This is a genomic window from Trichococcus flocculiformis (assembly GCF_963662535.1).
GTDB classification, from domain to species: domain Bacteria; phylum Bacillota; class Bacilli; order Lactobacillales; family Aerococcaceae; genus Trichococcus; species Trichococcus flocculiformis.
Genome location: NZ_OY759718.1, coordinates 1,450,116 through 1,475,546 on the forward strand (window position 1 = coordinate 1,450,116; position 25,431 = coordinate 1,475,546).

Consider the following 25,431-nt stretch of genomic DNA (forward strand, 5'->3'; position numbering starts at 1 on the left):
TGAAGAACGAGGTGATACGAAAGCATGAAAGTATTATTGTACTCTGAAGGCATGAAATACATCGGGAAATCCGGTTTAGGCAGAGCGATCGAGCATCAGAAAAAGGCTCTCACACTGGAAGGGATCTCTTTTACGACAGATTACAGAGATGATTTTGATCTGATGCACATCAATACCTACTTCGGGCAATCTTATCGTCTGCTGCATAAAGTCAAAAAGCAGGGGAAACCGATCGTTTATCATGCCCACTCCACAAAGGAGGATTTCCAGAATTCCTTTATTTTCTCCAATGCTGCTGCACCGTTGTTCAGCAAGTGGATTCTGCACTGCTACAGTCATGGCGACGTGGTCTTGACGCCTACTCCATATTCCAAGCAATTGCTGCAGCAAGCAGGTTTAGAACAACCGATCATACCGATTTCGAACGGAATTGATTTGTCGTTTTACAAAGCGACTGCGGAGATGGGGGCGTCTTTTCGGCAGAAGTACGGGTACAAGGAAACGGACAAAGTCATCATGTCTGTCGGCCTTTACATCAAACGCAAAGGGATTCTTGATTTTGTCGCCTTGGCCAAAGCGATGCCTGCTTATCAGTTTATCTGGTTCGGATACTTAAACCTTCACCAAGTTCCGCATGAAATTCGGGAAGCTGTGGAAACAAAATTACCCAATCTGCAATTTGCCGGTTATGTGGCCCCTGATGAACTCAGAAATGCATACTGTGGTGCGGACTTGTTTTTCTTCCCAACTTACGAAGAAACGGAAGGAATCGTTCTTCTGGAGGCGCTCGCTATGGGACAGGAGATCCTGATCCGGGATATACCGATCTATGAGGGTGATTTGGTCGATGGCAAACATGTCTACAAAGGTAAGACGAATGACGATTTCCAAAGGCTGATCAACGGCATCTTGGAAGGGGATTTGCCTTCTCTGAAAGCCGCAGGACAGGAGCGTATCCGTCAGAAGGATCTCCGTTGCATTGGTTCTGAATTGAGGAGTGCCTACGAAACAGCCATCCAGCTGCATAAGTCGGATGGTGGGGGAATGTCGGTTCCAGGGACAAAATGATAGATGACAACTAAAAACAAATTGATTTCGAAAAATAATCGAAATCAATTTGTTTTTTTTATGAATTGTTCGGGAAAATGTGGTAGAAAGTGGGGCGATGTGGTAGACTGAAAACATATTTGAAGGTGGGGGCGAGTGTCTTTATGTTGATGGGCGAATTCAAACACAATATAGACGCCAAAGGCAGATTGATCATGCCCGCAAAATTTCGTGAGGCATTAGGCGATACATTCATCGTCACCCGTGGATTGGACGGCTGTTTGTTCGGCTATCCGTTAAGCCAATGGGAGCTGCTCCAAGAGAAATTGAAACAACTGCCCCTTGCCAAAAAAGATGCGCGTGCTTTTACCCGTTTCTTCTATTCAGCCGCTATGGAAGCTGAATTGGATAAACAAGGGCGCATCAATATCCCTCAAACATTATTGGATTATGCGAAAATTGAAAAAGAATGTCGTATTGTCGGAGTAGCCGACCGTATTGAAATATGGAGCAACGAGAAGTGGGAAGCATTTGCTGATGAAGCTGCCGAAAACTTCGAGGATATTGCTGAAACGATGATCGACTTTGGATTGTAGGTGCAAAAATGGAAAAATTTGAACATTATAGCGTGTTGTTAAACGAGTCCATCGATGGTTTGAACATCAAACCAGATGGCGTCTATGTCGATTGCACTTTAGGTGGTGCCGGACACAGCAGTGTGATTTTATCAAAACTAAACGAAAATGGGCATCTGTATGCCTTTGACCAAGACCGGATCGCTATCGAAAATGCTGAAGCGATGTTGGCGACTTATATCGAAAAAGGCATGGTGACACTCATCAAGGCTAATTTTCGGAATATCAAAGAAGAACTGGAAACTCTTGGTGTTTATGGCGTAGACGGCATCCTGTACGATTTGGGAGTGTCTTCCCCGCAATTGGACCAAGCTGAAAGAGGGTTCAGTTACCGCTATGATGCCCCACTCGATATGCGTATGGACCAAGAACAGGAATTGACGGCCCGCGTCATTGTGAATGAGTGGCCTTTTGGTGAATTAGTGAAGATTTTTTATCGTTATGGCGAAGAAAAATTCTCAAAACAGATTGCCCGCAAAATAGAAAAAATCAGAGAAACCCAACCGATCGAGACGACCGGCGAATTGGTCGAAATCATCAAAGACTGCATCCCTGCGCCTGCCAGAAGAAAGGGTGGGCACCCGGCCAAACGCATTTTTCAAGCTTTGCGAATCGCCGTCAATGATGAATTGTCCGCTATTGAAGATTCGATAGAAGATGGCTTGAAAATGTTGAACGTCGGAGGACGCATGAGCGTCATTTCCTTCCAATCCTTGGAGGACCGGATCGTTAAAGTCCTTTTCAAAGAAGCCAGCTCGAAAGAGGATACATTACCTTTGCTGCCTATTCTTCCCGAGGAATATGAAGCGGACTACAAGCTGATCATTCGAAAACCAATCCTGCCCAATGAAGCGGAATTGAGTGAAAATTCACGCTCCCAAAGTGCAAAATTGCGTATCATCGAAAGAATCAAGAAGTAACAGGAGCGCATCAGCTCTGTAACGAAAGATCATCAGTCGGAACCAGTCAATTGTGCAGTAGCTGTATAATTGACTGCGGGGGAGGAGAGGATTAAGTGGCATTACCTGAATATAGGGCGGCGATTGCAGAACCGAAGCTGCCAAAAGAATTGACAGAACCTAGAAAAGGCCAGCCTGATCCGAAAGGCTATAGAGCCGTTAGAGTTAAATATATAAAAATTGAAAAATTTGCCATCACCATCACTTTGTTAAGTGCTTTGATCGTATTATTGTTGTCTCTGGCTACACAAGTGACCCTCTCCAATCAGAATAGAGCGTTGCAGGACTTACAAAATGATAGCGTTGCGATCAGTCTGGAAAATCAAAATTTGGAGCAGGAAGTCCAAGAACTTTCAAGATATGACCGCATCATTGAGATAGCGAAAGAACTTGGTCTGGAAATGAATGAAGCAAACGTTAGGAATGTTACGCGATGAAAAAAACAGCTAATCCTCAAAAAAACCGAAAAAAAATGACTCGTATCATGGTTGGGTTGACAGGTTTACTATTTCTTGTATTTATTTTTCGTTTTTCTATGATCATGATCACCAAGAAGGTAAATGGCGAGAATCTAAGCGAGCATGTTAATAACTTATATACCAGAAGTAGTATCCTTGCCGCAAAAAGAGGTACCATCTATGACATAGGTGGTAATCCTATTGCCTTGGATGCTACTTCTTATTCGTTGGTGGCGGTTTTGACCGATGAATGGAGTGAGGATACGGAAAATCCGAACCATATCGTCGACAAGGAAAAAACAGCTGAAGTTCTGGCACAATACATCAGCATGAGCGAAGGCGAGATTCTGACTATCCTGAACCAAGCCGATCTGAAGCAGGTCGAATTCGGAAGCGCTGGGACTAACCTGAACTATGCTACAAAATCCAGCATTGAAGCGGAAAACCTTCCGGGGATCACGTTCGAGGAAACACCTTCCAGGCTTTATCCGAATGGGATTTTTGCTTCCCATCTTGTCGGCTTTGCGCAAAGTTCAGCCAGCGAGGAAGAAGCAGATACAAACGAAGAAAAGAAACTGGTCGGGATGATGGGGATCGAATCCCTGTACGATGATGATTTGGACGGCAGTGATGGTGAAGTCACCTATCAAGAAGACTCCAATGGCTACCTGATTCCAGGCACTCAGATTCAGGAAAAGGAACCTGTTGAAGGCGATAATCTTTATCTGACGCTGGACAGTCGCTTGCAGATCTATCTGGAAAGCCTGATGTCGCAAGTGTATGCAGAAGCCAATCCGGAGTCGATGACAGCTATGTTGGTCGATCCGGAAACCGGCGCCATCCTTGCGGCTTCTCAACGACCCACCTTCAACGCTACCACCAAAGAAGGCATAGATGCGCAGTGGCAGAATCTGTTGGTCGAGGATACCTATGAACCGGGTTCCACTTTCAAAATTTTGACTTTGGCGGCAGCTGTGAACGAGGGCGTATTCAGTCCTTTTGCGACCTATACTTCCGGAAGCGTGGAAGTGGAAGGCGGCACCATCCGTGATTACAATAAGGACGGTTGGGGCAATATCACCTATCTTGAAGGATTAGCCCGCTCGAGTAACGTGGCTTTCGTAAAGCTGGTGCAAGCGATGGGTTACGACGTTTGGGAATCCTATATCAAAGCTTTCGGCATCGGCCAATCAACCGATTCGGGACTTGAAAATGAAGCAACGGGGAATTATAGCTATACGTATCCTTTGGAAAAGGCGAATACGGCATTCGGACAAGGGGTAACCGTTACGCCTTTCCAATTGATGCAGGCTTTTACGTCAATCGCAAATGAAGGCACCATGATGAAACTGAACTACCTGGATCGCACAGAAGATCCGAATACGGGTGAGGTTACCGCTATCGAACCTGAAGAAGTGGGATCTCCGATCACAGCGGAAACCGCCCAGACGGTGCTGACCTATCTGAAAGAAGTCGTCTACAACGAGAATGGATCCGGTCAAGCGTACCAGATCGAGGGTACCGAGATCGCTGCCAAAACCGGTACGGCGGAAGTGGTGAATTCCACAACAGGCGGATATTACACTGGCTATTCCAATTATCTTTACTCGGTAGTCGGATTCGCGCCGGCGGATGATCCCAGCTACATCCTGTATTTGACAATGAAACGGCCTGCAAACTTGGACAGTCTGAATGGCTCAAAGTATCTGTCGGAAATATTCAACCCATTCATGACAAGGGCAATCGAATATGACAACCTGAATACAGAAATCACCGGGGACGTCAATCAAGCCTCGATGCCGGAAGTGACAAATTTGTCCAAAGATGAGGCTTTGGCGGCCCTGACTGCTGTCGGCTACAATGATACAGCAATCATCGGCAGCGGTAGCCGGATCGTCCAACAATACCCATACGCCGGGACACAAACAATCACGAACCAGAAGACGATCCTCATGACGGAAGGTGCGATGACGATGCCTGACGTCTACGGGTGGTCAAAAGATGATGTCCTGAAAGTAGCAGAAATCGCAGGCATCAACTTCACTTTTGAAGGCGAAGGCTATGTCGTATTCCAGAGTCTGGAGACGGGTTCCATCCTGAACGCTGCTACTGAAGTCCAGATCATTCTGGAGTAAGCGTTCAGAAGCAACACTCACAAAATCAATCAAAAAAAGTTAAGCACCTATTAGGAGGAAATCATATGCATTGGACAGAAATGCTGTTGCCTTTATCGATCAGCTTTGCCATTACAATCAGCATGATGCCAATTTTCATCGGCTATTTTAAAGTGAAACAATTCGGACAGATCACAAGGGAAGAAGGCCCGAAATGGCATCAAGTCAAAAGCGGCACACCGACGATGGGAGGGGTCGTCTTCATCATCGCTGCGACCCTTACCGTTATCGGGACAGCAATCTGGAAGGATGTCCTCACCGTAAAACTGGCTATGTTGCTTTTTGTGCTGTTATTTTTTGCAGCTATTGGTTTTTTGGATGATTTCCTGAAAATATTCAAAAAACAAAACGAAGGACTGACCTCCAAGCAGAAGTTCCTTTCGCAATTGGTGGGATCCTTCGTCTTTGTTGCGCTGTTCTTCCTGTCGGGTTCGGATCCTTTGATCACAATCCCATTCTTTGGACAGATCCACAACTGGTTGGTGTTCGCTGTATTTACGATCATCTGGATCACCGGTTTTTCGAACGCTGTGAATCTGACCGATGGATTGGACGGCCTGGTTGCCGGTACAGCAGGCATCGCCTATACCGCGTATGGCATATTGGCATACCGCCAAGGACAATTGGAAGTATTGCTGTTTTGCATTGCAATCGTGGGTGGCCTGATCGGTTTCTTCTTTTTCAATAAAAAACCAGCTAAGATCTTTATGGGCGACGTCGGCTCGTTGGCATTGGGTGCAGGACTTGCCGTCGTTTCGCTGGCGTTGCATCTGGAATGGTCTTTGTTGCTGATCGGCCTTGTTTTCGTGATCGAAACGGCCAGCGTCATGCTACAGGTAGGATCCTTCAAATTGCGCGGCAAACGCATCTTCAAGATGTCTCCGATCCATCATCATTTCGAAATGAGCGGATGGAGCGAATGGCGCGTCGTTCTGACTTTCTGGGCTGTTGGTCTGGTTTCGGCAATTTTAGCCTTGTGGCTGCTCGTCTAAGTGAAGGGAGATAAATACATGAGAACAAATAATCGATTCGAAAATAAAAAAGTGTTGGTGCTGGGCTTGGCGCTCAGCGGTATGAATGCTGCCAAGCTGCTCCTGGAACTTGGCGCAATGGTCACAGTCAATGACGCAAAGGAATTGAACGACAATCCGGATGCAAAGGAGTTGATTTCATCCGGCATCAAAGTGATTGCTGGATCACATCCGATCGAGTTGTTGGATGAATCTTTCTCGTTCATGGTCAAGAATCCGGGCATCCCTTACAACAATCCGATGGTTAAACGTGCTCTTGAATTGGGAATTCCTGTGCTGACGGAGGTCGAACTGGCAGCAGAAATTCTCGAAGGCCGACTGATCGGTGTGACCGGAACGAACGGAAAAACCACTACCACGACAATGATCACGGATCTTTTGAATGCAGGCAGAAAAATAGGGAAAGCCTACAAAGCCGGCAATATCGGCGTGCCTGCATCGGCAGTGGCGCGTGTGGCGACTGCAGACGATGATGTCGTGATGGAGCTGTCGAGCTTCCAATTGATGGGTATCGAAGCGATGCGGCCTGCCATCGCAGTCATCACGAATATCACGGAAGCCCATCTGGATTATCATGGGGACCGCAAGGAATACGTCAAAGCGAAGTGGCGCATAACCGAGAATCAAACCGCGGATGATTATCTTGTTTTGAATTGGGATCAAGAAGAACTGCGTGAGATGTCCCAACTCTCAAAAGCGCAAATCGTTCCTTTTTCCCGCACACAGGTTCTCGAAGATGGCGCCTATGCATCAGAAGGTTCTCTGTATTTCAAGGGCGAAAAAGTGATGGCTATTTCTGATTTGAGGGTTCCAGGTGAGCACAACATCGAAAACGCTTTGGCCGCAATCGCTGTAGCGAAACTATCAGGTGTAGCCAATGAGGCCATCATTTCAGCTTTCCATCTCTTTTACGGCGTCGAGCACCGGATCCAATTCGTAGCCGAACTGAACGGAAGAAAGTTCTACAATGATTCGAAAGCAACGAATATCCTTGCAACCAAAACAGCCCTAAGCAGCTTCCGGACTCCGGTTGTCCTGCTGGCAGGCGGATTGGACCGGGGGAATACCTTCGATGAACTCATTCCCTTTCTTGAAAACGTGAAGACTTTGATTGTCTTCGGGGAGACTGCCGAGAAATTGAAGGACGCAGGCGAAAAAGCCGGCATCGAAGAAATCGTGGTGACTGATAATGTTGCCACTGCCGTTCCGATCAGCTATCAGTACAGCGAAGAAGGGGACACGGTCCTGTTGTCTCCGGCCTGTGCGAGCTGGGATCAGTACAAAAATTTTGAAGTGCGCGGTAAAACATTCACGGATGCTGTCCATTCCTTGGCCAAAGCCACGAGTGAGGAGGAAGGTTCTTTCTAGAGAACCTATACGCTTATGAAAATAGTATTATCCGGTGGGGGAACGGGCGGGCACATCTACCCGGCGTTAGCCCTGATGAACCGAATCAAAGAAAAATATCCGGACAGTGAATTCCTTTACGTAGGGACGGACCGCGGTTTGGAAAGCACAATCGTACCGAAAGCCGGTGTGGCCTTTAAATCCGTCAAGATCCAAGGGCTGCGCCGGAGTTTATCGCTTCAGAACCTGAAGACGGTCTACCTGATGATCAAGAGCATTTCGGACTCGAAGAAAATCATCAAGGCCTTCCAACCGGATGTCGTCATCGGGACGGGTGGTTATGTTTGCGCGCCTGTCCTCTATGCGGCCTCCAAACTGGGCATACCGACCATCATACATGAGCAAAATTCAGTCGCAGGAGTCACAAATAAATTTTTGAGCCGGGTTGTGGACCGCATCTGCATTTGTTTTGAGGATGCCCGTAGTGACTTCTCCGCCTATCCGGATAAAATTGTGTTCACGGGGAATCCCCGAGCGCAGGAAGTAGCCTCCTTGAAGGAGAGTGCCGACCTGAAGGAATACGGATTGAAGGAAGGCGTTCCGACCGTTTTGATTTTTGGAGGTAGCCGGGGAGCCAAGAAACTGAATGAATCTTTCGTAGCGGCCTATCCGCTCTTCAAAGACAAACCATATCAAGTGCTGCTGGCTACCGGAGACGTCCACTTCAATGCAGTGGAGCAAGAAATCAGCGCACTGACGGATCGTTTGGACAATATCCGGATTGTGCCGTACATCCATGATATGCCGAAATTATTCAAGCGTACCGACTTGATTGTATCGCGCAGCGGCGCAACCACGTTGACGGAAGTGATGGCTTTGGGTTTGCCGAGCATTCTGATTCCGAGCCCTTATGTCACAAACAACCATCAGCAAAAAAATGCCGAAAGCCTAGTGAAAAACGGGGCTGCAGAAATGATCCTCGAGAAAGACCTTTTGGCACAATCATTGTTTGAAGCTATCGATAAGCTGATGATCGATGAAACGGTACGCAAAGAAATGGCTCTTCAAGCCAAACAGATGGGTATAACAGATGCATCAGACCGCATCATCGATGTCATCCTGGCTTTGAAGAATTGAGAAAGGGAGGGAGGCCAGATGGCTTTCAAAAAAATCCGGCAGAAGCTGAAGAGTAAGGGTTCGTCGGAAGGGACTCCCTGGCAGCGCGCAACTGCTGAGTTGGAAAAGCAAAACAAAGCTGAGAAAAAGCAAAAGACTTCAAAAAAATCCGGCATCAAGCATTTGTCGGGAGAAAAAAAAGCGAAATTAAAAAAAAGTAAACACCTTCCTGAAGCCACTGGAACAGACAAACGTCAAAGGTACTTTGGATGGTACGGCATTTTCTCGGTTGGTTTGGTCCTCAGCGGTTTTCTGATCTCCCCCTACGGGAAAGTCAAGGACATCTATGTGGAAGGCGCCCAAGCTGTTCCGGAACAAAGCATCATCGATGCCAGTCACATCAATGGGAATCTGACCGCCTTGGGAGTCGTCTGGAATGATGATAAGGTCGATACCTTTATCACTGCTGTTTTGCCCCAAGTCAAAACAGCTGAGGTGACGCTGCGGGGCCTGAATGACATCACAATTCATGTAACGGAACACGAAACCATTGCTTATGTTTCATCGGACGGCTATTACTACAATGTGTTGGATAACGGGACCGTAGCCAATACGGAACTGAAGGTTCCGATCGGCAACAACCCAATCATAACGAGCTTTGAAATGAACCAGAATCTGGATGACCTGCTCGAACAATATATGCAGTTGACGGACAGTGTCCAGAACAGCATCTCGGAAATCAAATATACCGGAACGGAAGAAAATCCATACACAATCACGGTATATATGAACGATGGGAATGAGGTGAAGGCGAGCTTGCCATCCTTCGCTGAGAAAATCTTGTACTATCCTGACATCGTAAGCCAATTGGGAGAGACGAAAGGGACCATCGATCTAGAAGTGGGCGTCTACTTTACACCCTTCACGCAAACAACAGAAGAGGATGCATCTGCTTCGGCAGATTCCGCCATTCCATCCGAATGAGTGGAAAAGAGATCAGGATTGACTTGCAGTCAATCCTTGAACAATGATTGCGATCATTGTTGAGGGATTGAATAACTTTTGCCAAACTTCTATCGGATAGAATTATTTGTAAAAATCTTCGTAAATGAAGAGTTATTATGATAAAATGAAAAGGTATAGCTTTCTATCATCGCGTATAAGTAACCGATAGTTTTTTTCGGAACAATGCGGATGTTTACACTAGCCATTATGTCAAACGGAGGTTTCAATAAAACCATGAAGAATTCAGGAATATATGTCAGTCTAGATATTGGAACCACTTCAATAAAAGTTGTAGTCGCAGAATATGTGAAAGATCAAATGAACATTATTGGAGTCGGGAATGAAATTTCCAAAGGTCTTAGCCGTGGCGTCATCGTTGATATCGATGAAACGGTCGAATCGATCCGCAGTGCAGTCAGTCAAGCTGAAAGAAAAGCGAACATTCAGATATCAAACGTCATCGTAGGCATACCAAGCAACCAAATCAGTATCGAACCTTGCCACGGAATGTATGCAGTCGCAAGCGAAAACAAGGAAATCACAGATAAGGATGTCCAGAACGTCTTCGCTGCTGCAAAAGTCCGTTCTGTTCCGCCCGAGAGAGAAATCATTTCCGTCATCCCTGAAGAGTTCATCGTAGATGGATTCGATGGTATCAGAGATCCGAGAGGCATGATTGGCGTACGTCTTGAATTGTACGCAAGCATGATCACAGGTCCAAAAACAATCATCCATAACATCAAACGTTGTGTAGAGAAAGCTGGTCTTCAAATCGAAGATATGGTCGTACAGCCATTGGCCATTTCAAGCGTAGCCATGAACAAAGGCGAGCGGGATTTCGGGACCATTCTTATCGATATGGGTGGCGGCCAAACAAGTGCCTCTGTCATGCACGACGATCAATTGAAATTTGCATTTGTTGATCCCGAGGGTGGCGACCTTGTGACCAAGGACATTTCCATCATTTTGAACACGACACTGGAAAATGCGGAGCGCGTAAAACGCGAATATGGGTATGCCATTTCCGAAGACACGTCCGATGAGGAATTTTTCCCTGTCGAAACAATCGGCAAAGAAGAACCAGTAAAAGTCGATGAAAGATATCTGTCCGAAATCATCGAAGCGCGTTTTGTGCAGATTTTTGAAAACATCAAACGTGCCTTGGATAAAGTGGAAGCACGCGATCTTCCAGGTGGTATCATTCTGACCGGGGGCGCAGCGGCATTACCGGGCGTCGTCGATCTGGCGAAAGAAATCTTCGAAATCAACGTCAAGCTGTATATCCCAGAACAGATGGGGATGCGCAATCCGATCTATGCAACGAGCATCGGCCTGATCAAGTATGTAGCTGGGTTGGATGATATTTACCGTGTCGCCAAAGGAAAAGTACAGGCGACAGGCAAAGTGATCCCTTTGCAGTCCAAAACTGTGAAACAACCGGCAGTCATAGAAGAACCTGTCTATGAAACGGAGACTTATGCCGATGAGGAAAATTACGAAGAAAGTTTAGTCGGAAAATTAAAACGTTGGTTCAACAATTTATTTGAATAATCACGCTGTATATAAAATGAATGGTATGAAATAGGAGGAAATGAAATGGAATTGGAATTCGATTCAAGCATGAATGATGGAGCAAAAATTAAAGTTATCGGTGTCGGTGGGGCGGGTAGCAATGCCGTAAACCGTATGATCGAAGAAGGCGTACAAGGTGTGGAATTCATCGTCGCCAACACAGATACGCAAGCCTTAAATGCATCAAGAGCGGAAACAAGAATCCAACTCGGACCTAAATTGACGAAAGGGTTGGGTGCAGGCTCGATTCCTGAAGTAGGCCGCAAAGCTGCTGAAGAGAGCGAACAACAAATTTCTGAAGCCTTGGCTGGAGCAGATATGATCTTTGTCACATGCGGAATGGGTGGCGGTACCGGTACGGGTGCAGCTCCTATCGTAGCCAGAATCGCGAAGGACCTGGGCGCACTGACTGTCGGTGTTGTAACGCGTCCATTCACTTTTGAAGGTCCGAAAAGAGGCCGTTATGCAGCCGAAGGAATCGCTGAATTAAAAGCGAACGTTGATACATTGGTCATCATCTCCAACAATCGCCTATTGGAAATCGTGGACAAAAAGACTCCTATGCTGGAAGCCTTCCGTGAAGCAGATAATGTCTTGCGCCAAGGGGTTCAAGGGATCTCTGACCTGATCACAGCTCCAGGATACGTCAACTTGGACTTCGCTGATGTGAAAACAGTCATGAAAGATCAAGGTTCTGCCTTGATGGGTATCGGTATCGCCTCCGGCGAAAACCGTACGGCTGAAGCAACCAAAAAAGCCATTTCTTCACCATTGTTGGAAGTTTCCATCGATGGCGCTGAACAGATCCTGTTGAACATCACGGGTGGTTCGGACTTGACGTTGTTCGAAGCGCAAGACGCGAGTGATATCGTAGCACAAGCTTCAACATCTGAAGTCAATATCATCTTCGGTACATCCATCAACGAAAACTTAGGCGATGAAGTTATTGTTACCGTAATCGCTACAGGAATCGACGACAAAAAAAAAGATGAAAAAAAAACCGCTAATCGCGGAGGAAGTGCTTTTAAGGGACGTAAAGAAGTAGGGAACACACCTGTTTCATACCCAGAAAAACAACTCCCGACTGAAAGAGCAGAAGAAAAACCAGCCAAAGATCTATTCGGCGATTGGGATATCCGTAGAGACACAAGCGTGAGGGAACAGGCGCCAAAATCGGCCCAACCTGAGCCAGAAGAATACTCTGTGAAACAAACAGAAGATAATTATCCACGTTATCACGAAAATAAAGAAGACAGAAATGGTGGAGAGGATTCATTGGACACACCACCTTTCTTCCGCAAGAGACGCAGATAAGTATGACTATTGAACAAAATTGCCGGAAAATTGAGTCAACTGTGGAAGCAGCCTGCCTTACAGCCGGACGCAAACGCGAGGAAGTGACGGTTGTCGCCGTCACGAAGACAAAACCTGTAGAGCAAGTGGAAGAACTATATCGTTTGGGCTACCGTCATTTTGCAGAAAATCGTCCTGAAGGTCTGATCGAAAAGCAGACAACTCTTCCACAAGAAGACATCTACTGGCATTATATCGGTACTTTACAGACAAGGAAAGTGAAGCAGGTGATCAATCGTATCGCCTACTTCCACGCATTGGATCGCATGTCATTGGCAAAGGAAATCAATGAGCGGGCGGAAAAGCCTGTTTCTTGCTTCGTGCAGGTCAATGTTACAGGGGAAAGCTCGAAACATGGGCTTTCCCCATCCGAGGCAATACCTTTCATCAAGAGTCTGGAGGGCTTCCCAAACATCACTGTTGTCGGCTTGATGACGATGGCACCCATTGATGCAACAGACGTGGAGTTGCGCCGATGTTTCAAGGATCTAAAAATAATACAAGAGCAAGTAGCGGCGTTGAACTTGGCTCACGCCCCCTGTACGGAAACGAGCATGGGCATGAGCCAGGATTATCCGATAGCGATTGCCGAAGGTGCGACCTTCGTACGTGTCGGATCGGCATTCTTTGCTGAAACAGAAGCATAGACGAAGAAGAAGTGAGGGGTCTTATGGGTCTGAAAGATTTATTCCGAAAGTACTTTGTAATTGAAGACGAGGATGACGGATACGAGGAAGTAGATGAACCATCGACTGTCGTTCCAGTCCGTAGGTCCGAGCGCAATGAAGAAGGGGCCCCATCTCAAAGGAGCACCCAAAAGAGATCGACGAAAGCAAAGGTAATTCCTATGAATCAACAAACAATGACCGAAAAGGCAAGTATCCATGTTGTGGAGCCGAGAGTCTATTCCGAAGTGGAAAAGATTGCCGATAATCTGTTGAAGAATCAAGCAGTACTGCTTAATTTCAAAAGGATAGATGCGGAACAAGCAAAGCGGATCGTGGACTTTCTCACCGGAACGGTATATGCGATCGGGGGAGAAATCCAACGCGTTGGTGATGAAATCTTTTTATGCACCCCTGCTTCAGTCGGAGTCGAAGGCGCACTGGCCGAAACACTTGAAGAAGAGCGTTCGTTTTACTAGAAAGGAAGCAAAATGACACAAATATTGATTTGGCTTTTACAGATTATTCGTTGGGGCATATCCGCGTATTCAACGGTATTGCTGGTATATGCATTGATGAGTTGGTTACCGGGAGCCAGAAGTTCCAAATTTGGGTACTTTATCTCCAGTATTGTGGAGCCTTACCTGGATATATTCAGAAGATTGATCCCATCTGTGGGTATGGTGAGCTTCAGTGTAGTGGCGGGGATCTTATTCCTGAATTTGGTGGAGTATGGAGCACAAGTCGTGATTCTGTTCCTGATCAGATTGCTGAATTGACGGACATTTTTTCATCAAACGAAAAAGTGAGGGATTCGTATGCAAGAAGTTTATCAACATTTCCGCAAGGAAGAGCAGCCATTTATAGACAGTGCCCAATCTTGGATTACGCAAGCAGAGGAAACCTATACACCGTATTTGACGGATTTCTTGGATCCAAGACAGCAGTATATTCTTGAAATGCTGGTTGGAAAAAAAGGTGAAGTCCATCTCCAATTTTATGGAGGCTATGAAGCAGCCGAACGTAAACGGGCAATCATTTGCCCCGAGTATTTCAGTCCGAATCAAAGCGACTTTGAAATCGAACTTACTGAGGTTGTGTATCCTTCAAAATTTGCCAGTCTTACCCATGGGAAAATACTGGGGACGCTGATCGGGACTGGCATGAAAAGGGAACTTTTCGGGGATATCCTGTCTGACGGGACGCGCTGGCAGTTTTTATTGGCGTCGAATATAGCAAGCTACGTGCATTCGCAAATCACCAAGATAGGCAAGGTCAGTGTCCGCCTAGAGAGTCGGACGTATACTGATCTGATCATGCCTATCGATGATTGGACGATTGTGCATGATACTGTCAGTTCTCTGCGCTTGGATACTGTGATTGCTGCCATCTACAACATATCCAGGCAACGCGCAAAAGAACTGGTGAGCAGTGGGAAAGTAAAGTTGAACTGGTCGGTATTTGAACGTCCCGATTTTGAATTGGGACTGTTGGATATCGTGTCCATCCGCGGTTATGGCCGGATCCAGATTAAGGCCATAGAAGGGAAATCCAAGAAAGACAAATGGCGCGTCGAATTTGGCGTATTGTACAAATAAGAATGACAAGAACGAAAGGTGTGTATAAGATGAGTTTGACTCCATTAGATATCCAACACAAGGAATTCCCTGTCAAAATAAAAGGGTACGATAAAGAACAAGTCAATGACTTTTTGGATAATGTCACAAAAGAATTTGAAGAAATCATCAGACAAAATAAAGATCTGCAAAAGCAACTGAAATTTGCCGAAGAAAAGCTTCAGTATTTCAGCAACCTGCAGGATGCTTTGAACAAGTCGATCGTTGTGGCGCAGGATGCTGCCGACAGACTGAAAGAAAATGCACGCAAAGAAGCTGAAATCATTCTGTTTGAAGCCGAAAAAAGTGCGGATCGTTTATTGCATGAAGCAGCAGGAAAAGCGACAAAAATCAATGAAGAAACCGACGGCGTCCGCAAGGAAAGCCGCAACTTCAAACAGAAACTGCAACTTTTGGTTGAGTCGCAATTGAACCTCATCATGAATGATGAATGGAATAATCTGTTGAATGCTTCACCGGAAGGGCAAGTTTCAACACCTACTTTGAATGAAGTGTTGTCCAACCGCACACGCATCATCGATGAATTGGTCGCCAATTCCGATGACGCAGCCGAGTTCGAAGTCGGCGGAAGATTGGCCGAAGAAGCCAGAGCCGAAGAGAAACTTGCTGAAGTTGCTGTGGAAGCTATTGAAATTCCGCAAGAAAACAAGTAAAATCGATGTATTGAAGAATGGAACACCCGAAGAAAAGACACTTCCAGCGAATTGGTAAACGGTGAAAGGCCAATAAGTCCCTCTTTTTTTAGGATCCTCCATGAGAATCTTTTTGAACAAACATAAGTAGAAAAGGTCGCCTGAACAGCGTTAACGGTTTGAATGAGGAAGCACGGCAGCCTGTATCGGCCGTTGTCGCTTTAAATTTGGGTGGTACCACGAAGACTTCGTCCCTTTTGGAGACGAAGTCTTTTTTTGTAGAAAAAAATAATCAAAAGGGAGCTTCCGACAATGAAAATGAAAGATACGCTACACCTTGGAAAAACGGCTTTTCCTATGAAAGCCAATTTGCCTGTCCGTGAATTGGAATGGCAAAAGGATTGGGAAGAAAAAGATATTTACGTAAAACGACAAGAAAAAAACGCGGATAAACCGACTTTTGTGCTTCACGATGGCCCTCCGTACGCCAACGGTGCTGTCCATATGGGACATGCCTTGAACAAAATCAGCAAGGACATCATCGTCCGCTCGAAATCCATGTCTGGCTTCCGCGCGCCTTTTGTCCCTGGTTGGGATACGCATGGTTTACCGATCGAACAAGCCTTAACGAATACAGGTGTGAACCGCAAAGCGATGAGCTTGGCTGATTTCCGTAAATTGTGTGAAGATTATGCTTGGAAACAGATCGACGGACAAAGAACCGTCTTCAAACGCTTGGGCATCGCTGGTGACTGGGAAAACCCATATGTGACGCTGTTGCCGAAATATGAAGAAGCTGAAATCCGTGTATTCGGAAAAATGGCGGAAAAAGGCTACATCTACAAAGGCTTGAAGCCAATCTATTGGTCGCCATCGAGTGAATCCTCGCTTGCGGAAGCCGAAATCGAATATAAAGATGTAAAATCTCCTTCAATCTACGTGGCTTTCCAAGTCAAAGACGGCAAAGGCCTTCTTGCTAACGATACTGCCTTCATCATCTGGACGACAACACCGTGGACTTTGCCGGCAAACTTAGGCATTTCCGCAAATGCTGCCTTCGATTATGTGGTTGTTTCCGCTGACGGAAGAAAATTTGTTGTCGCAAAAGAATTGTTGGGCACAGTCAAGGAAGCCATCGGATGGGAATCTGTGGAAGTCCTGCAAGAACTGAAGGGATCAGATTTGGAGTACATGACCGTTCAGCATCCGTTTTATGATCGTGAGTCCTTGGTCATGGTGGGCGACCATGTCACACTTGAAGCGGGTACCGGGTTAGTCCATACCGCTCCAGGACATGGTGAAGATGACTACCTTGTCAGCAAAAAATATGGTCTCGACGTATTATCTCCGGTCGACAACAAAGGTTGCTATACGGCTGAAGCGCCTGGTTTCGAGGGCATGTTCTACGACAAAGCCAATAAACCGATCACCGACCTGTTGGCGGAAAAAGGCGCTTTGCTGAAACTGGATTTCTTCGTCCACAGCTATCCGCATGACTGGCGCACAAAGAAACCGGTCATCTATCGCGCAACGCCGCAATGGTTCGCATCCATCGATAAATTCCGTCAAGACATTCTGGACGAAATCGAAAATGTAGAGTGGCTGCACCCATCCGGCAAAGTCCGCTTGTTCAACATGATCCGCGACCGCGGCGATTGGGTCATTTCCCGTCAACGTGTCTGGGGCGTTCCGTTGCCGATCTTCTATGCGGAAAATGGAGAACCTGTCATCACGCCGGAAACGATCGACCACGCTGCGAAATTGATCGGCGAATTCGGATCGAACGTCTGGTTCGAAAGAGAAGCGAAAGACCTGCTGCCTGAAGGGTTCACGCATCCTGGCAGCCCGAACGGGGAATTTACCAAAGAAATGGACATCATGGATGTCTGGTTCGATTCCGGATCTTCGCATGAAGCGGTGCTTCGTGCAAGAGAAGATTTGACATTCCCTGCGGATATGTACTTGGAAGGCTCCGATCAATACCGTGGTTGGTTCAATTCAAGCATCACGACCAGCGTTGCGATCAATGGTGTTGCACCATACAAGACAGTCCTTTCCCAAGGTTTTGTATTGGATGGAGAAGGCCGCAAAATGAGCAAATCATTAGGCAATACTGTCCTGCCTGAAAAAGTCGTCAAGAATATGGGCGCCGATATCATCCGTTTATGGGTGTCCAGTGTCGATTACGAATCCGATGTGAGAATCAGTGACGATATTCTGAAGCAAGTTTCTGAAACTTACCGCAAAATCCGCAACACCATGCGTTTCTTGATCGGGAATACGGAAGATTTCCAACCGAAGGAACATGCCGTAGCCTACGAAGAGCTGCGCAGTGTCGATCAATACCTGATGGCGCGCTTGGATCAAGTGGTTGAAACATGTGTGACAGCTTATAAGGAATATGAGTTCTCGACCATCTATCAAACAATCATGAACTTCTGTACAGTTGATTTGTCGGCATTCTATCTTGATTTTGCGAAAGATGTTGTCTACATCGAAAAAGAGGATAATCTGGAAAGACGCGCCATGCAGACCGTATTTTACGAAGTATTGGTTAAGTTGGCTAAACTTTTGACACCGATCATCCCACACACAACAGAAGAAATCTGGAGTTTCCTGAAGGAAGAGGAACAATACGCCCAACTGGCTGAATTGCCGGAAAGCAGCATCCGTGAAGACCAGGCAGCGATTCTGGGTCAATGGGGAAAATTCATGGATATCCGCGATGCAGCTTTGAAAGCATTGGAAGTTGCGCGTAATGAAAAAACAATCGGGAAATCCTTTGAGGCGCATCTATCCTTATTCGTTGATGAAGAAACAAAAGACTTGTTCGCGTCCCTTGATGCGAATCTGGAACAGTTATTCATCGTTTCACAGCTTGACATCAATGAATTGACGGCTGCTCCAGCTGAAGCGATACAGTTCGATAATCTTGCCATTCTTGTAGAGCATGCCCATGGGGAAACCTGCGAAAGATGCCGTGCCATTAAAGAAGAAGTCGGAACGATCGAAGATGCAGCTACACTTTGCGGACGTTGTGCAGATATTGTGAAATCTGAATACCCAGAAGCACTCGTGCCAGAAGAGGCATAACCTTATCGCTCGGAACAAAATTGGTAAGGGCATGTGAATGAAAAGTAAAGAGTACGCAGGAAGACGTCTTCTGACGGCATTCCTGCGTGCTCCTTTTGATTTTAAGCGTACATCAAAGATGGTTCCATTACTGTTAAAGTTTTTAAAGAAAGCGCATAAATTCCTCTTGAATTTAGATGAGATATTCGTTATAATTATATTAGTAATTTGTACTAATATGATAGTATTTATTTGTATTAGCATTTTACCAATGAAAATTTTGGAGGTATTACACGATTATGGAACAAGGCAAAGTAAAATGGTTTAACGGCGAAAAAGGTTTTGGATTTATCGAAGTTGACGGAAAAGACGATGTATTCGTACATTTCTCAGCTATCCAAGGCGAAGGTTTCAAAACTTTAGAAGAAGGCCAAGATGTTGAATTCGAAATCGTTGACGGCAACCGTGGCCCTCAAGCAGCTAACGTTGTAAAATTATAATCCTATTCTTTTTAACCTTAGCGAATTCAAAGCGCCCAGAGTTTATCTGTGGCGCTTTTTACATGCAAAGAAAACCGTTGTTCGACAATCCATATCAGGATTGCCAAACAACGGTTTTATGAGAAAACAGACGGCTGTCTGCTTAGTTTATGTAGTGACAGGTTACTTCTTCATACTTCTCATAGCAAAGGATACGATGAAAATCAGGATGACTGCTCCGACTAATGCAGGAACAATGTAGAAGCCTCCTATTTCTGGACCCCATGCTCCAAACAGAGTTGTTCCTAACCATGAACCGACGAAACCAGCAATGATGTTACCGATAATACCACCGGGAATATCCTTACCCATGAACGATCCTGCTAATGCTCCTAAGACGCCACCAACAATTAAAGACCAAATAAAGCCCATTTCTCTTCCTCCTTTTTCTAATACGAGTGCAGTAACAATATAGTTATTTCCAATTAACTATACTCTTATTATATATAAAATGAGTCACATTACAAATAATAAGCCCTCGAGATGGTAGTTTTTCTGAAAACAGGAAGTGGGAGTCAGCCATCTGATGCGAGAAAAGCTCAGTTTCACAAAGAACAAAAATCAGGATAAGAGGATAAATAAAGAGCTGCCCCGAAAAGACGAGGCAGCCCTAAGGTATCAGTGGAGTTGTTGTTCCTGTTGGTGGATATTCAACAGTTTAACTTTCAGATCGTTCTCCATCAGAGACAGCTCTTTTTCGGCCTCTTTGCGTTTGATGCGGCCTTCTTGCTGGATCTTCAGCGTCTCTTCCAAAGTTTCGATCAGATCCTGCTGTGTCTGTTTGAGCGTTTCGATATCGATCACACCCCGTTCATTTTCTTTGGCAGTTTCGATGGCTGATATTTTCAGCATTTCGGAATTCTTGCGCATCAGATCATTCGTGGTCTGCGATACTTGCCTTTGCGCCGTTACGGCATCCTTTTGGCGCAGCAGCGTAAGGGCGATGGCCACTTGGTTTTTCCATAACGGGATGGCAGTGTGGATCGAGGACTGGATTTTCTCAGCCAACGCTTGATTGGTGTTTTGGATCAACCGGATTTGTGGCGCTTGCTGGATCGTCATTTGTCTGGTTAAACGCAAGTCATGGGTACGTTTTTCAAGTCGGTCAAGGAACTGTTTCAGGTCGTTGACGATCTGCACATCCATTTGGCTTTGGGAAGCCTCAGCAGTCTGGATCGCTTTCGGAATTGCGTTTTTCTGAAGATCCTCCATTTTCACCTCACCGGCCGCGATATAGATATTCAAGGCTTCAAAATAATCCTTATTTTTTTGATATAGCTGCTCCAACGTGATGTTGTCATTGAGCAAGCTATTTTTTTCTTTATCCAGTTTGATCGCGATCTTATCGATTTGGGCACCGATCTTTTGGTATTTTGCGGTCATTTCGTAAGCGGATTGTTTTACCTTGCCGAAGATCTTGCGGAAGACATTGTTGTCTTCTGCCCGGAGGTCTTCCGGTTTGGCCTCATTCAAACGATACATCAGATCGTTCAAGGAGTCGCCGATTTCGCCGGTGTCCTGGTTCTGAACATGGTCCAGCATCGAATGGGAAAATTCACCCAATTGTTTTTGGGCTGCAGCGCCATAACTGATGATGGCTTGCATGTTGTTCTCATCGATTTGGCCGGCTAACGCCAACGCCTGTTTTTGCCGTTCTTCCGGTAAGCGATCGATCAGGCGATCCGGATTGATCACCTCGGCTGTGGCTTCGATTGCATCAGCAACAACTGCTGGTTGCGCAAATGGATCCGAAAAAGGATTGGCCAGCAAATCTTCCAATTCTTGATTGACATTTTTGCTGTCAGTTTGTTTATTTTGTCCGGTAGCATCAAATTGGTCCATCAGTATTCCCCCTATATTTCTTCGTCCAAAGCATTTGCATTGCTTTTTCCTTCATTATCCCTTTTCAAAACTTGCTTTGCAAGTTCCAACTCGATATCCATATCTTCGATATCGTTGGACATGAAGTGAACGTAATCTTCGCCGATAAGCCGGCTCATATCATCGATTGTTCTGGCGCAGTTGTCCAAGGCTGTATAGGTTTCTTTTGTCTTGGAAACGTGGCCATCGATTGCGATGTATTTTTCTGTCAGCTCTTTCAGGCTGGGAAGATGTGTATACAGGAATTTATCAACCTCATGAAGACGATTCGGTTGATTGACGATATTTTTGAAGAAATCCTTCAGTATGTCCATCGTATCGTTGCGTGCCGCGATAGCTTTTAATTTTGAGCGCTGCTGCAGGTTGGATTCGATTTCTTGAATTGTTGTTTTGGCTTGATCCATCGTGCTGCGGAAATAGGCAATCTGTTCCTTGGTCATCCCTTTGGATTGGTAGAAGGCTTCTTTGTCGGCGCTCACTTTTCCGAGTGTGCCTCGTTGTTTTTTTGCCTTAGGCGACCATTGCATCCTTCCGCCGTTTTGGACGTAATACAAGCAAACGCCCAAGCCGATGGTCATCGCGATCGACGTCCAGAAATCGAATCCGAAGATGAAAAAGAAAATCACTAATGCAATCAGGCAGACTACGCTGGAAAACGTATATTTCAGTATATCTTTGATGTTGCTCCACATAAATTTTTCCTCCTTTGATAACGTGCTGTTCACTTTGTCTGTGCTTATGCTATTATTCTAGCATAAAAGTCTATTGAGCACCTATCGGCCGAAAGGATGATTTTCGTATCCGCTGCCCATTTAGCCTGAATTTCTCGCGGCTCTTGTAAATGGCGGAAAAGATAGGTTATGATATTAGATGATGAGGAAAGTGGATTGGGAGGTACAGAAATGGAATTTGAAGAAAAAACATTGAAAAGCGAAAAAATATTCGACGGTGTCTTGTTGCATTTAGTTAGGGAAGAAGTGCTGCTGCCGAACGGAAAAACTTCAGTCAGAGAGATGATCAGACATCCGGGTGCGGTAGCGATGATACCATTTACTTCCGACGGGAAAATGGTCATGGTCAGACAGTTCCGGAAACCGTTGGATCGGACCGTTGTCGAAATACCGGCAGGCAAATTGGAGACTTCCGATGCGGAACCTTTGCTGGCAGCGATCCGTGAGCTGGAGGAAGAGACCGATTATCGCGCAGAAAAATGGTCTGAATTGACGGTTTTTTACCCGACACCGGCTTATTTGGATGAAAAAATCACAATCTATTTGGCGGAAGGCTTGACGAAAGTCGAAAATTCTTTGCCTATGGACGAAGATGAATTCATCGAAATATTGGAATTGACCTACGATGAAGCGAAAGCTTTGCAGGAATCCGGAGAAATCTGCGATTCGAAAACAATCTATGCCATGCTGTTCTGGGAGATGCGTCTTTTGCGGGAAAGAATAGAGGGATAGCATGCCAGAACCAAAGAAACCGCTGATCACCAGGGAACGCTATCGTCAGTATAAAAGGGACCAGACTAAACCGCTGGTGACCGACGAAAAGAAACACACTCCGGCAACGGAAAAAAACAACAAGCAATCAACTGCTTCTGCGGGCGAGAAAAGCAGTATTCCGGCTGAAAAGAAACGTTCGGAAAACGGCAATAAAGCCAAAACCGCCAAGCCAAAAGCGAAGCTGTTCCGGAAGGCCGACAAACCGACAGCCTCAACAAAGGTGGAGCGTTTGTCGGACAAAGAAAGAGGCCGAAAGCTGGACGGCTATCTGAACAAAGCCATTCTGATCGTCGTCTTGTTGATCATTTTGGTTTTTGCTATAGCCTTTGTCCTATAACATAACAATGCAGATACAAGGAAGGAAATACTCATGATCGGAATTATTGGAGCAATGGAAGAAGAAAACCGTATTTTGTTGGAAAATATGGCAGAAAAAACAGAGAAAACGCATTTCCACCTTGTTTTTACAAGAGGGAAAATCGAAAACCAGGAAGTGGTGCTGGTGCAATCCGGTATCGGTAAAGTCAATTCAGCTATAGCTACCGCTTTTATCATCGATCGCTACCGTCCCGACTTCGTCATCAATACCGGTTCCGCCGGTGGGTTGAACACAGCTTTGCATGTAGGCGATGTCGTCGTAGCGGATAAGGTTGCTTATCATGATGTGGACGCTACCGCCTTCGGTTATTCGGTTGGACAAGTACCACAGATGCCGCATTATTATACGGCTGATAAAAAAGTCGTTGAAAAGATTACGCGGGCAGCTGAAAAAGTCGGCTTGCACGCTGTCCAAGGAACGATTGTCTCAAGTGATTCCTTCATTGCGTCTGAAAGCGGCACAAACCGCATCAAGGAACATTTCCCTGATGCCTATGCGACCGAAATGGAGGGCGCATCGATAGCACAGACTTGCTACGTTCTGGGGACCCCCTTCGCCATCATTCGTGCCATTTCGGACGGCGCAAGCGATGGTGCAGCCCTGAGTTTCGACGAATTCATCGTTGAAGCCGGAAAGAAATCAGCGGAAATGGTCATCGAATTACTGAAAAATAACGGAGCATAGTCCGAAATTGAACCGCTCATCCGATAATGGCTGAGTGGTTTTTGCTTTCTGCAGAATTTTGGAGCGCTGTTACTTCAGAAAAGGAAGGGCTTACTGTTGTAAGGGTTTTTCAAAATACTGTACAATAAGGATGAAATGTCAGGCTAAGGAGGGATTTTGGATGCGCCAAGAACTGGTTATCGGACAAGGGGAAAAACCGGCCATCATCCATTTGGATAAGTTGAATCGACACGGCTTGATAGCCGGAGCGACCGGAACAGGGAAGACGGTGACTTTGAAAGTGATAGCGGAAAAATTGAGCAAAGCTGGTATTCCGGTATTCCTCGCGGACGTCAAAGGGGACCTGGCGAGCATTGCGGAACCGGGTGAGTTGAGCGAAAAGATACTGGAGCGAGCAGCGAAACTGCAACCGGAGGATTTTGAGCCGCGCGCATATCCTGTTGAACTCTTGGATATATTCGGAGCGAACGGTGTACCGGTGCGGACAACCATTTCCGATATGGGGCCGATTTTGTTGTCGCGTCTGCTGGGACTCAATGAAACACAAGAGGGTATCCTGAACATTGCGTTCAAAGTAGCCGATGAAAAACAACTCTTGCTCATTGACATCAAAGATTTGCGGGCGATGTTGAATTTTGTCGGAGACAACGCCACAGAATTGCGTCGTGAATACGGGAATATTTCCAAGCAATCGATCGGTGCGATCTTAAGAGGTCTATTGGTTATTGAGGAACAGGGAGGCGACCTTTTCTTCGGGGAGCCGATGTTCGATATCCAGGATTTATTGAAAACAGATGCAGCTGGGCGCGGCTATGTGAACATTCTCATGGCGAACCGCCTGTTCATGTCTCCGAAACTCTACTCGACTTTCCTGCTATGGTTTCTTTCGGAGCTGTATGAGCAATTGCCGGAAGTCGGTGACCTTGAAAAACCAAAGATTGTTTTCTTTTTTGATGAAGCGCATGTCCTTTTCCAGGATGTTCCGGATGTGTTGGAGGAAAAAATCGAACTCATAGTCCGGCTGATCCGTTCCAAGGGAGTCGGTGTTTATTTCGTGACGCAAAATCCCACCGATCTGCCGAATGCCATTTTGAGCCAATTGGGCAACAAAATTCAGCATGCTTTGCGAGCCTTTACGCCGAAGGAACAAAAGACCGTCAGAGCAGTTGCCGAAACTTTCCGCCAACAGGAAGGAGAGGAATTGGAAAAGAAATTGACGGAACTGAAAGTCGGTGAAGCGCTGGTTTCCTTTCTCGATCCGGAAGGAATTCCCGGCTATGTTCAGCAGGTCATGATTTATCCTCCGGAGAGCAAAATGGGCATCCTGGATCCGCTCGTAAAGGAAGAAAAAATCAACCGTTCCTTGCTGTATTATAAATACAGCGAGGCAATCGACAGGGAATCCTCCTACGAACAACTGCAACGATTGTCGGAAATCAAGGCGATTGAGTTGGAGGAAAATGAAGAGCTTGCCGCGAGAGACAGGGAAAAAGCCGAACAATTGAAGCAACTCGAAATAGAGCACCAAAAACAAAAAGAACAAACCCAACAAAAACGAACGAGCAGTTCCCGCGATTCCACGATGGACAGATTCACAAAAAATTTGATGTCCCAAGTAGGCAGGGAAGTCGGGCGCGTCATTTCGCGTGGCATTTTGGGCATCTTGAAAAAATGAAAACAGACCGAAAAAGTAAAAGCCAGTCATTGATGACGCGCCCTTACTTTTTCGGTCTTTACAAT

Annotated in this window: 25 protein-coding genes; 22 read left to right on the top strand and 3 right to left on the bottom strand. The window is 45.9% G+C overall.

The features are described from left to right. The first annotated feature begins 24 nt into the window (after positions 1-24). The 18 genes from ACKPCD_RS07015 to ACKPCD_RS07100 all read left to right on the top strand — a co-directional run bounded on the left by ACKPCD_RS07015 (position 25) and on the right by ACKPCD_RS07100 (position 19,203). Positions 25-1,068, top strand: a complete 1,044-nt coding sequence (locus ACKPCD_RS07015; protein WP_086988341.1) for an LTA glycolipid anchor biosynthesis glycosyltransferase, IagA/BgsA family — start codon at positions 25-27, stop codon at positions 1,066-1,068. A 143-nt stretch (positions 1,069-1,211) separates the two neighbouring features. Beyond that, a complete protein-coding gene (mraZ, locus tag ACKPCD_RS07020; RefSeq protein ID WP_068560018.1) occupies positions 1,212-1,643 on the top strand; it encodes a division/cell wall cluster transcriptional repressor MraZ in 432 nt (143 codons plus the stop codon). A gap of 8 nt (positions 1,644-1,651) precedes the next feature. Further along, entirely contained in the window at positions 1,652-2,602 is a 951-nt protein-coding gene (gene rsmH, locus ACKPCD_RS07025; RefSeq protein WP_321434479.1) for a 16S rRNA (cytosine(1402)-N(4))-methyltransferase RsmH, read from the top strand. A 95-nt stretch (positions 2,603-2,697) separates the two neighbouring features. Continuing rightward, positions 2,698-3,078 carry a cell division protein FtsL gene (gene ftsL2, locus ACKPCD_RS07030; protein ID WP_276641526.1) on the top strand — a complete coding sequence of 127 codons (381 nt, stop codon included), beginning with the start codon at positions 2,698-2,700 and terminating at the stop codon, positions 3,076-3,078. Further along, complete coding sequence (locus ACKPCD_RS07035; protein WP_321434480.1) at positions 3,075-5,234, top strand: penicillin-binding protein; 2,160 nt, start codon at positions 3,075-3,077, stop codon at positions 5,232-5,234. The genes ftsL2 and ACKPCD_RS07035 overlap by 4 nt, the downstream gene beginning before the upstream one ends. A 65-nt stretch (positions 5,235-5,299) precedes the next feature. Beyond that, a complete protein-coding gene (gene mraY, locus ACKPCD_RS07040) occupies positions 5,300-6,265 on the top strand; it encodes a phospho-N-acetylmuramoyl-pentapeptide-transferase (RefSeq protein ID WP_321434481.1) in 966 nt (321 codons plus the stop codon). Between the two features lie 18 nt (positions 6,266-6,283). After that, on the top strand, positions 6,284-7,672 hold the full coding sequence (gene murD / locus ACKPCD_RS07045) for a UDP-N-acetylmuramoyl-L-alanine--D-glutamate ligase (protein ID WP_321434482.1): 1,389 nt from the start codon (positions 6,284-6,286) through the stop codon (positions 7,670-7,672). 15 nt (positions 7,673-7,687) lie between these two features. Continuing rightward, on the top strand, positions 7,688-8,788 hold the full coding sequence (murG, locus tag ACKPCD_RS07050) for an undecaprenyldiphospho-muramoylpentapeptide beta-N-acetylglucosaminyltransferase (RefSeq protein WP_321434483.1): 1,101 nt from the start codon (positions 7,688-7,690) through the stop codon (positions 8,786-8,788). An 18-nt stretch (positions 8,789-8,806) separates the two neighbouring features. Then, positions 8,807-9,751: a cell division protein FtsQ/DivIB gene (locus ACKPCD_RS07055; protein ID WP_321434484.1), complete on the top strand. Its 945-nt coding sequence runs from the start codon at positions 8,807-8,809 to the stop codon at positions 9,749-9,751. A gap of 255 nt (positions 9,752-10,006) precedes the next feature. Continuing rightward, complete coding sequence (ftsA, locus tag ACKPCD_RS07060) at positions 10,007-11,323, top strand: cell division protein FtsA (RefSeq protein ID WP_068560031.1); 1,317 nt, start codon at positions 10,007-10,009, stop codon at positions 11,321-11,323. Between the two features lie 45 nt (positions 11,324-11,368). Next, the gene (gene ftsZ / locus ACKPCD_RS07065) at positions 11,369-12,658 is read left to right on the top strand and encodes a cell division protein FtsZ (RefSeq protein WP_068560038.1); all 1,290 of its coding nucleotides are present in this window, start codon (positions 11,369-11,371) and stop codon (positions 12,656-12,658) included. 2 nt (positions 12,659-12,660) lie between these two features. Then, positions 12,661-13,344, top strand: coding sequence for a YggS family pyridoxal phosphate-dependent enzyme (locus ACKPCD_RS07070; protein ID WP_321434485.1), 684 nt, complete (start codon positions 12,661-12,663; stop codon positions 13,342-13,344). 23 nt (positions 13,345-13,367) lie between these two features. Next, positions 13,368-13,841, top strand: coding sequence for a cell division protein SepF (locus tag ACKPCD_RS07075; protein ID WP_068560042.1), 474 nt, complete (start codon positions 13,368-13,370; stop codon positions 13,839-13,841). A 12-nt stretch (positions 13,842-13,853) separates the two neighbouring features. Next, the gene (locus ACKPCD_RS07080) at positions 13,854-14,141 is read left to right on the top strand and encodes a YggT family protein (protein WP_068560049.1); all 288 of its coding nucleotides are present in this window, start codon (positions 13,854-13,856) and stop codon (positions 14,139-14,141) included. Between the two features lie 39 nt (positions 14,142-14,180). After that, positions 14,181-14,960 (top strand): YlmH family RNA-binding protein, encoded by a 780-nt coding sequence (locus ACKPCD_RS07085; RefSeq protein ID WP_068560052.1) that lies wholly within the window; start codon positions 14,181-14,183, stop codon positions 14,958-14,960. Positions 14,961-14,989: 29 nt separating this feature from the next. Then, complete coding sequence (locus tag ACKPCD_RS07090; RefSeq protein WP_068560054.1) at positions 14,990-15,652, top strand: DivIVA domain-containing protein; 663 nt, start codon at positions 14,990-14,992, stop codon at positions 15,650-15,652. A gap of 291 nt (positions 15,653-15,943) precedes the next feature. After that, the gene (gene ileS / locus ACKPCD_RS07095; RefSeq protein WP_321434486.1) at positions 15,944-18,724 is read left to right on the top strand and encodes an isoleucine--tRNA ligase; all 2,781 of its coding nucleotides are present in this window, start codon (positions 15,944-15,946) and stop codon (positions 18,722-18,724) included. 278 nt (positions 18,725-19,002) lie between these two features. Further along, positions 19,003-19,203 carry a cold-shock protein gene (locus ACKPCD_RS07100; RefSeq protein ID WP_068560061.1) on the top strand — a complete coding sequence of 67 codons (201 nt, stop codon included), beginning with the start codon at positions 19,003-19,005 and terminating at the stop codon, positions 19,201-19,203. Positions 19,204-19,365: 162 nt separating this feature from the next. Here ACKPCD_RS07100 and ACKPCD_RS07105 read toward each other — a convergent pair whose 3' ends face one another. The 3 genes from ACKPCD_RS07105 to ACKPCD_RS07115 form a co-directional block, all read right to left on the bottom strand. Further along, on the bottom strand, positions 19,366-19,614 hold the full coding sequence (locus ACKPCD_RS07105; RefSeq protein ID WP_068560064.1) for a GlsB/YeaQ/YmgE family stress response membrane protein: 249 nt from the start codon (positions 19,612-19,614) through the stop codon (positions 19,366-19,368). 246 nt (positions 19,615-19,860) lie between these two features. Continuing rightward, complete coding sequence (locus tag ACKPCD_RS07110) at positions 19,861-21,084, bottom strand: toxic anion resistance protein (protein WP_321434487.1); 1,224 nt, start codon at positions 21,082-21,084, stop codon at positions 19,861-19,863. An 11-nt stretch (positions 21,085-21,095) separates the two neighbouring features. Continuing rightward, a complete protein-coding gene (locus tag ACKPCD_RS07115) occupies positions 21,096-21,815 on the bottom strand; it encodes a 5-bromo-4-chloroindolyl phosphate hydrolysis family protein (RefSeq protein ID WP_321434488.1) in 720 nt (239 codons plus the stop codon). Between the two features lie 210 nt (positions 21,816-22,025). On the opposite strand from ACKPCD_RS07115, the gene ACKPCD_RS07120 reads away from it, so the two are divergent. The 4 genes from ACKPCD_RS07120 to ACKPCD_RS07135 all read left to right on the top strand — a co-directional run bounded on the left by ACKPCD_RS07120 (position 22,026) and on the right by ACKPCD_RS07135 (position 25,366). After that, a complete protein-coding gene (locus tag ACKPCD_RS07120) occupies positions 22,026-22,586 on the top strand; it encodes an NUDIX domain-containing protein (RefSeq protein ID WP_276645345.1) in 561 nt (186 codons plus the stop codon). 1 nt (position 22,587) lies between these two features. Beyond that, complete coding sequence (locus ACKPCD_RS07125; RefSeq protein WP_321434489.1) at positions 22,588-22,965, top strand: hypothetical protein; 378 nt, start codon at positions 22,588-22,590, stop codon at positions 22,963-22,965. A 33-nt stretch (positions 22,966-22,998) separates the two neighbouring features. Next, a complete protein-coding gene (locus ACKPCD_RS07130) occupies positions 22,999-23,691 on the top strand; it encodes a 5'-methylthioadenosine/adenosylhomocysteine nucleosidase (protein ID WP_321434490.1) in 693 nt (230 codons plus the stop codon). A gap of 160 nt (positions 23,692-23,851) precedes the next feature. Beyond that, positions 23,852-25,366, top strand: coding sequence for a helicase HerA-like domain-containing protein (locus tag ACKPCD_RS07135; RefSeq protein WP_321434491.1), 1,515 nt, complete (start codon positions 23,852-23,854; stop codon positions 25,364-25,366). The last annotated feature ends 65 nt before the right edge of the window (positions 25,367-25,431 follow it).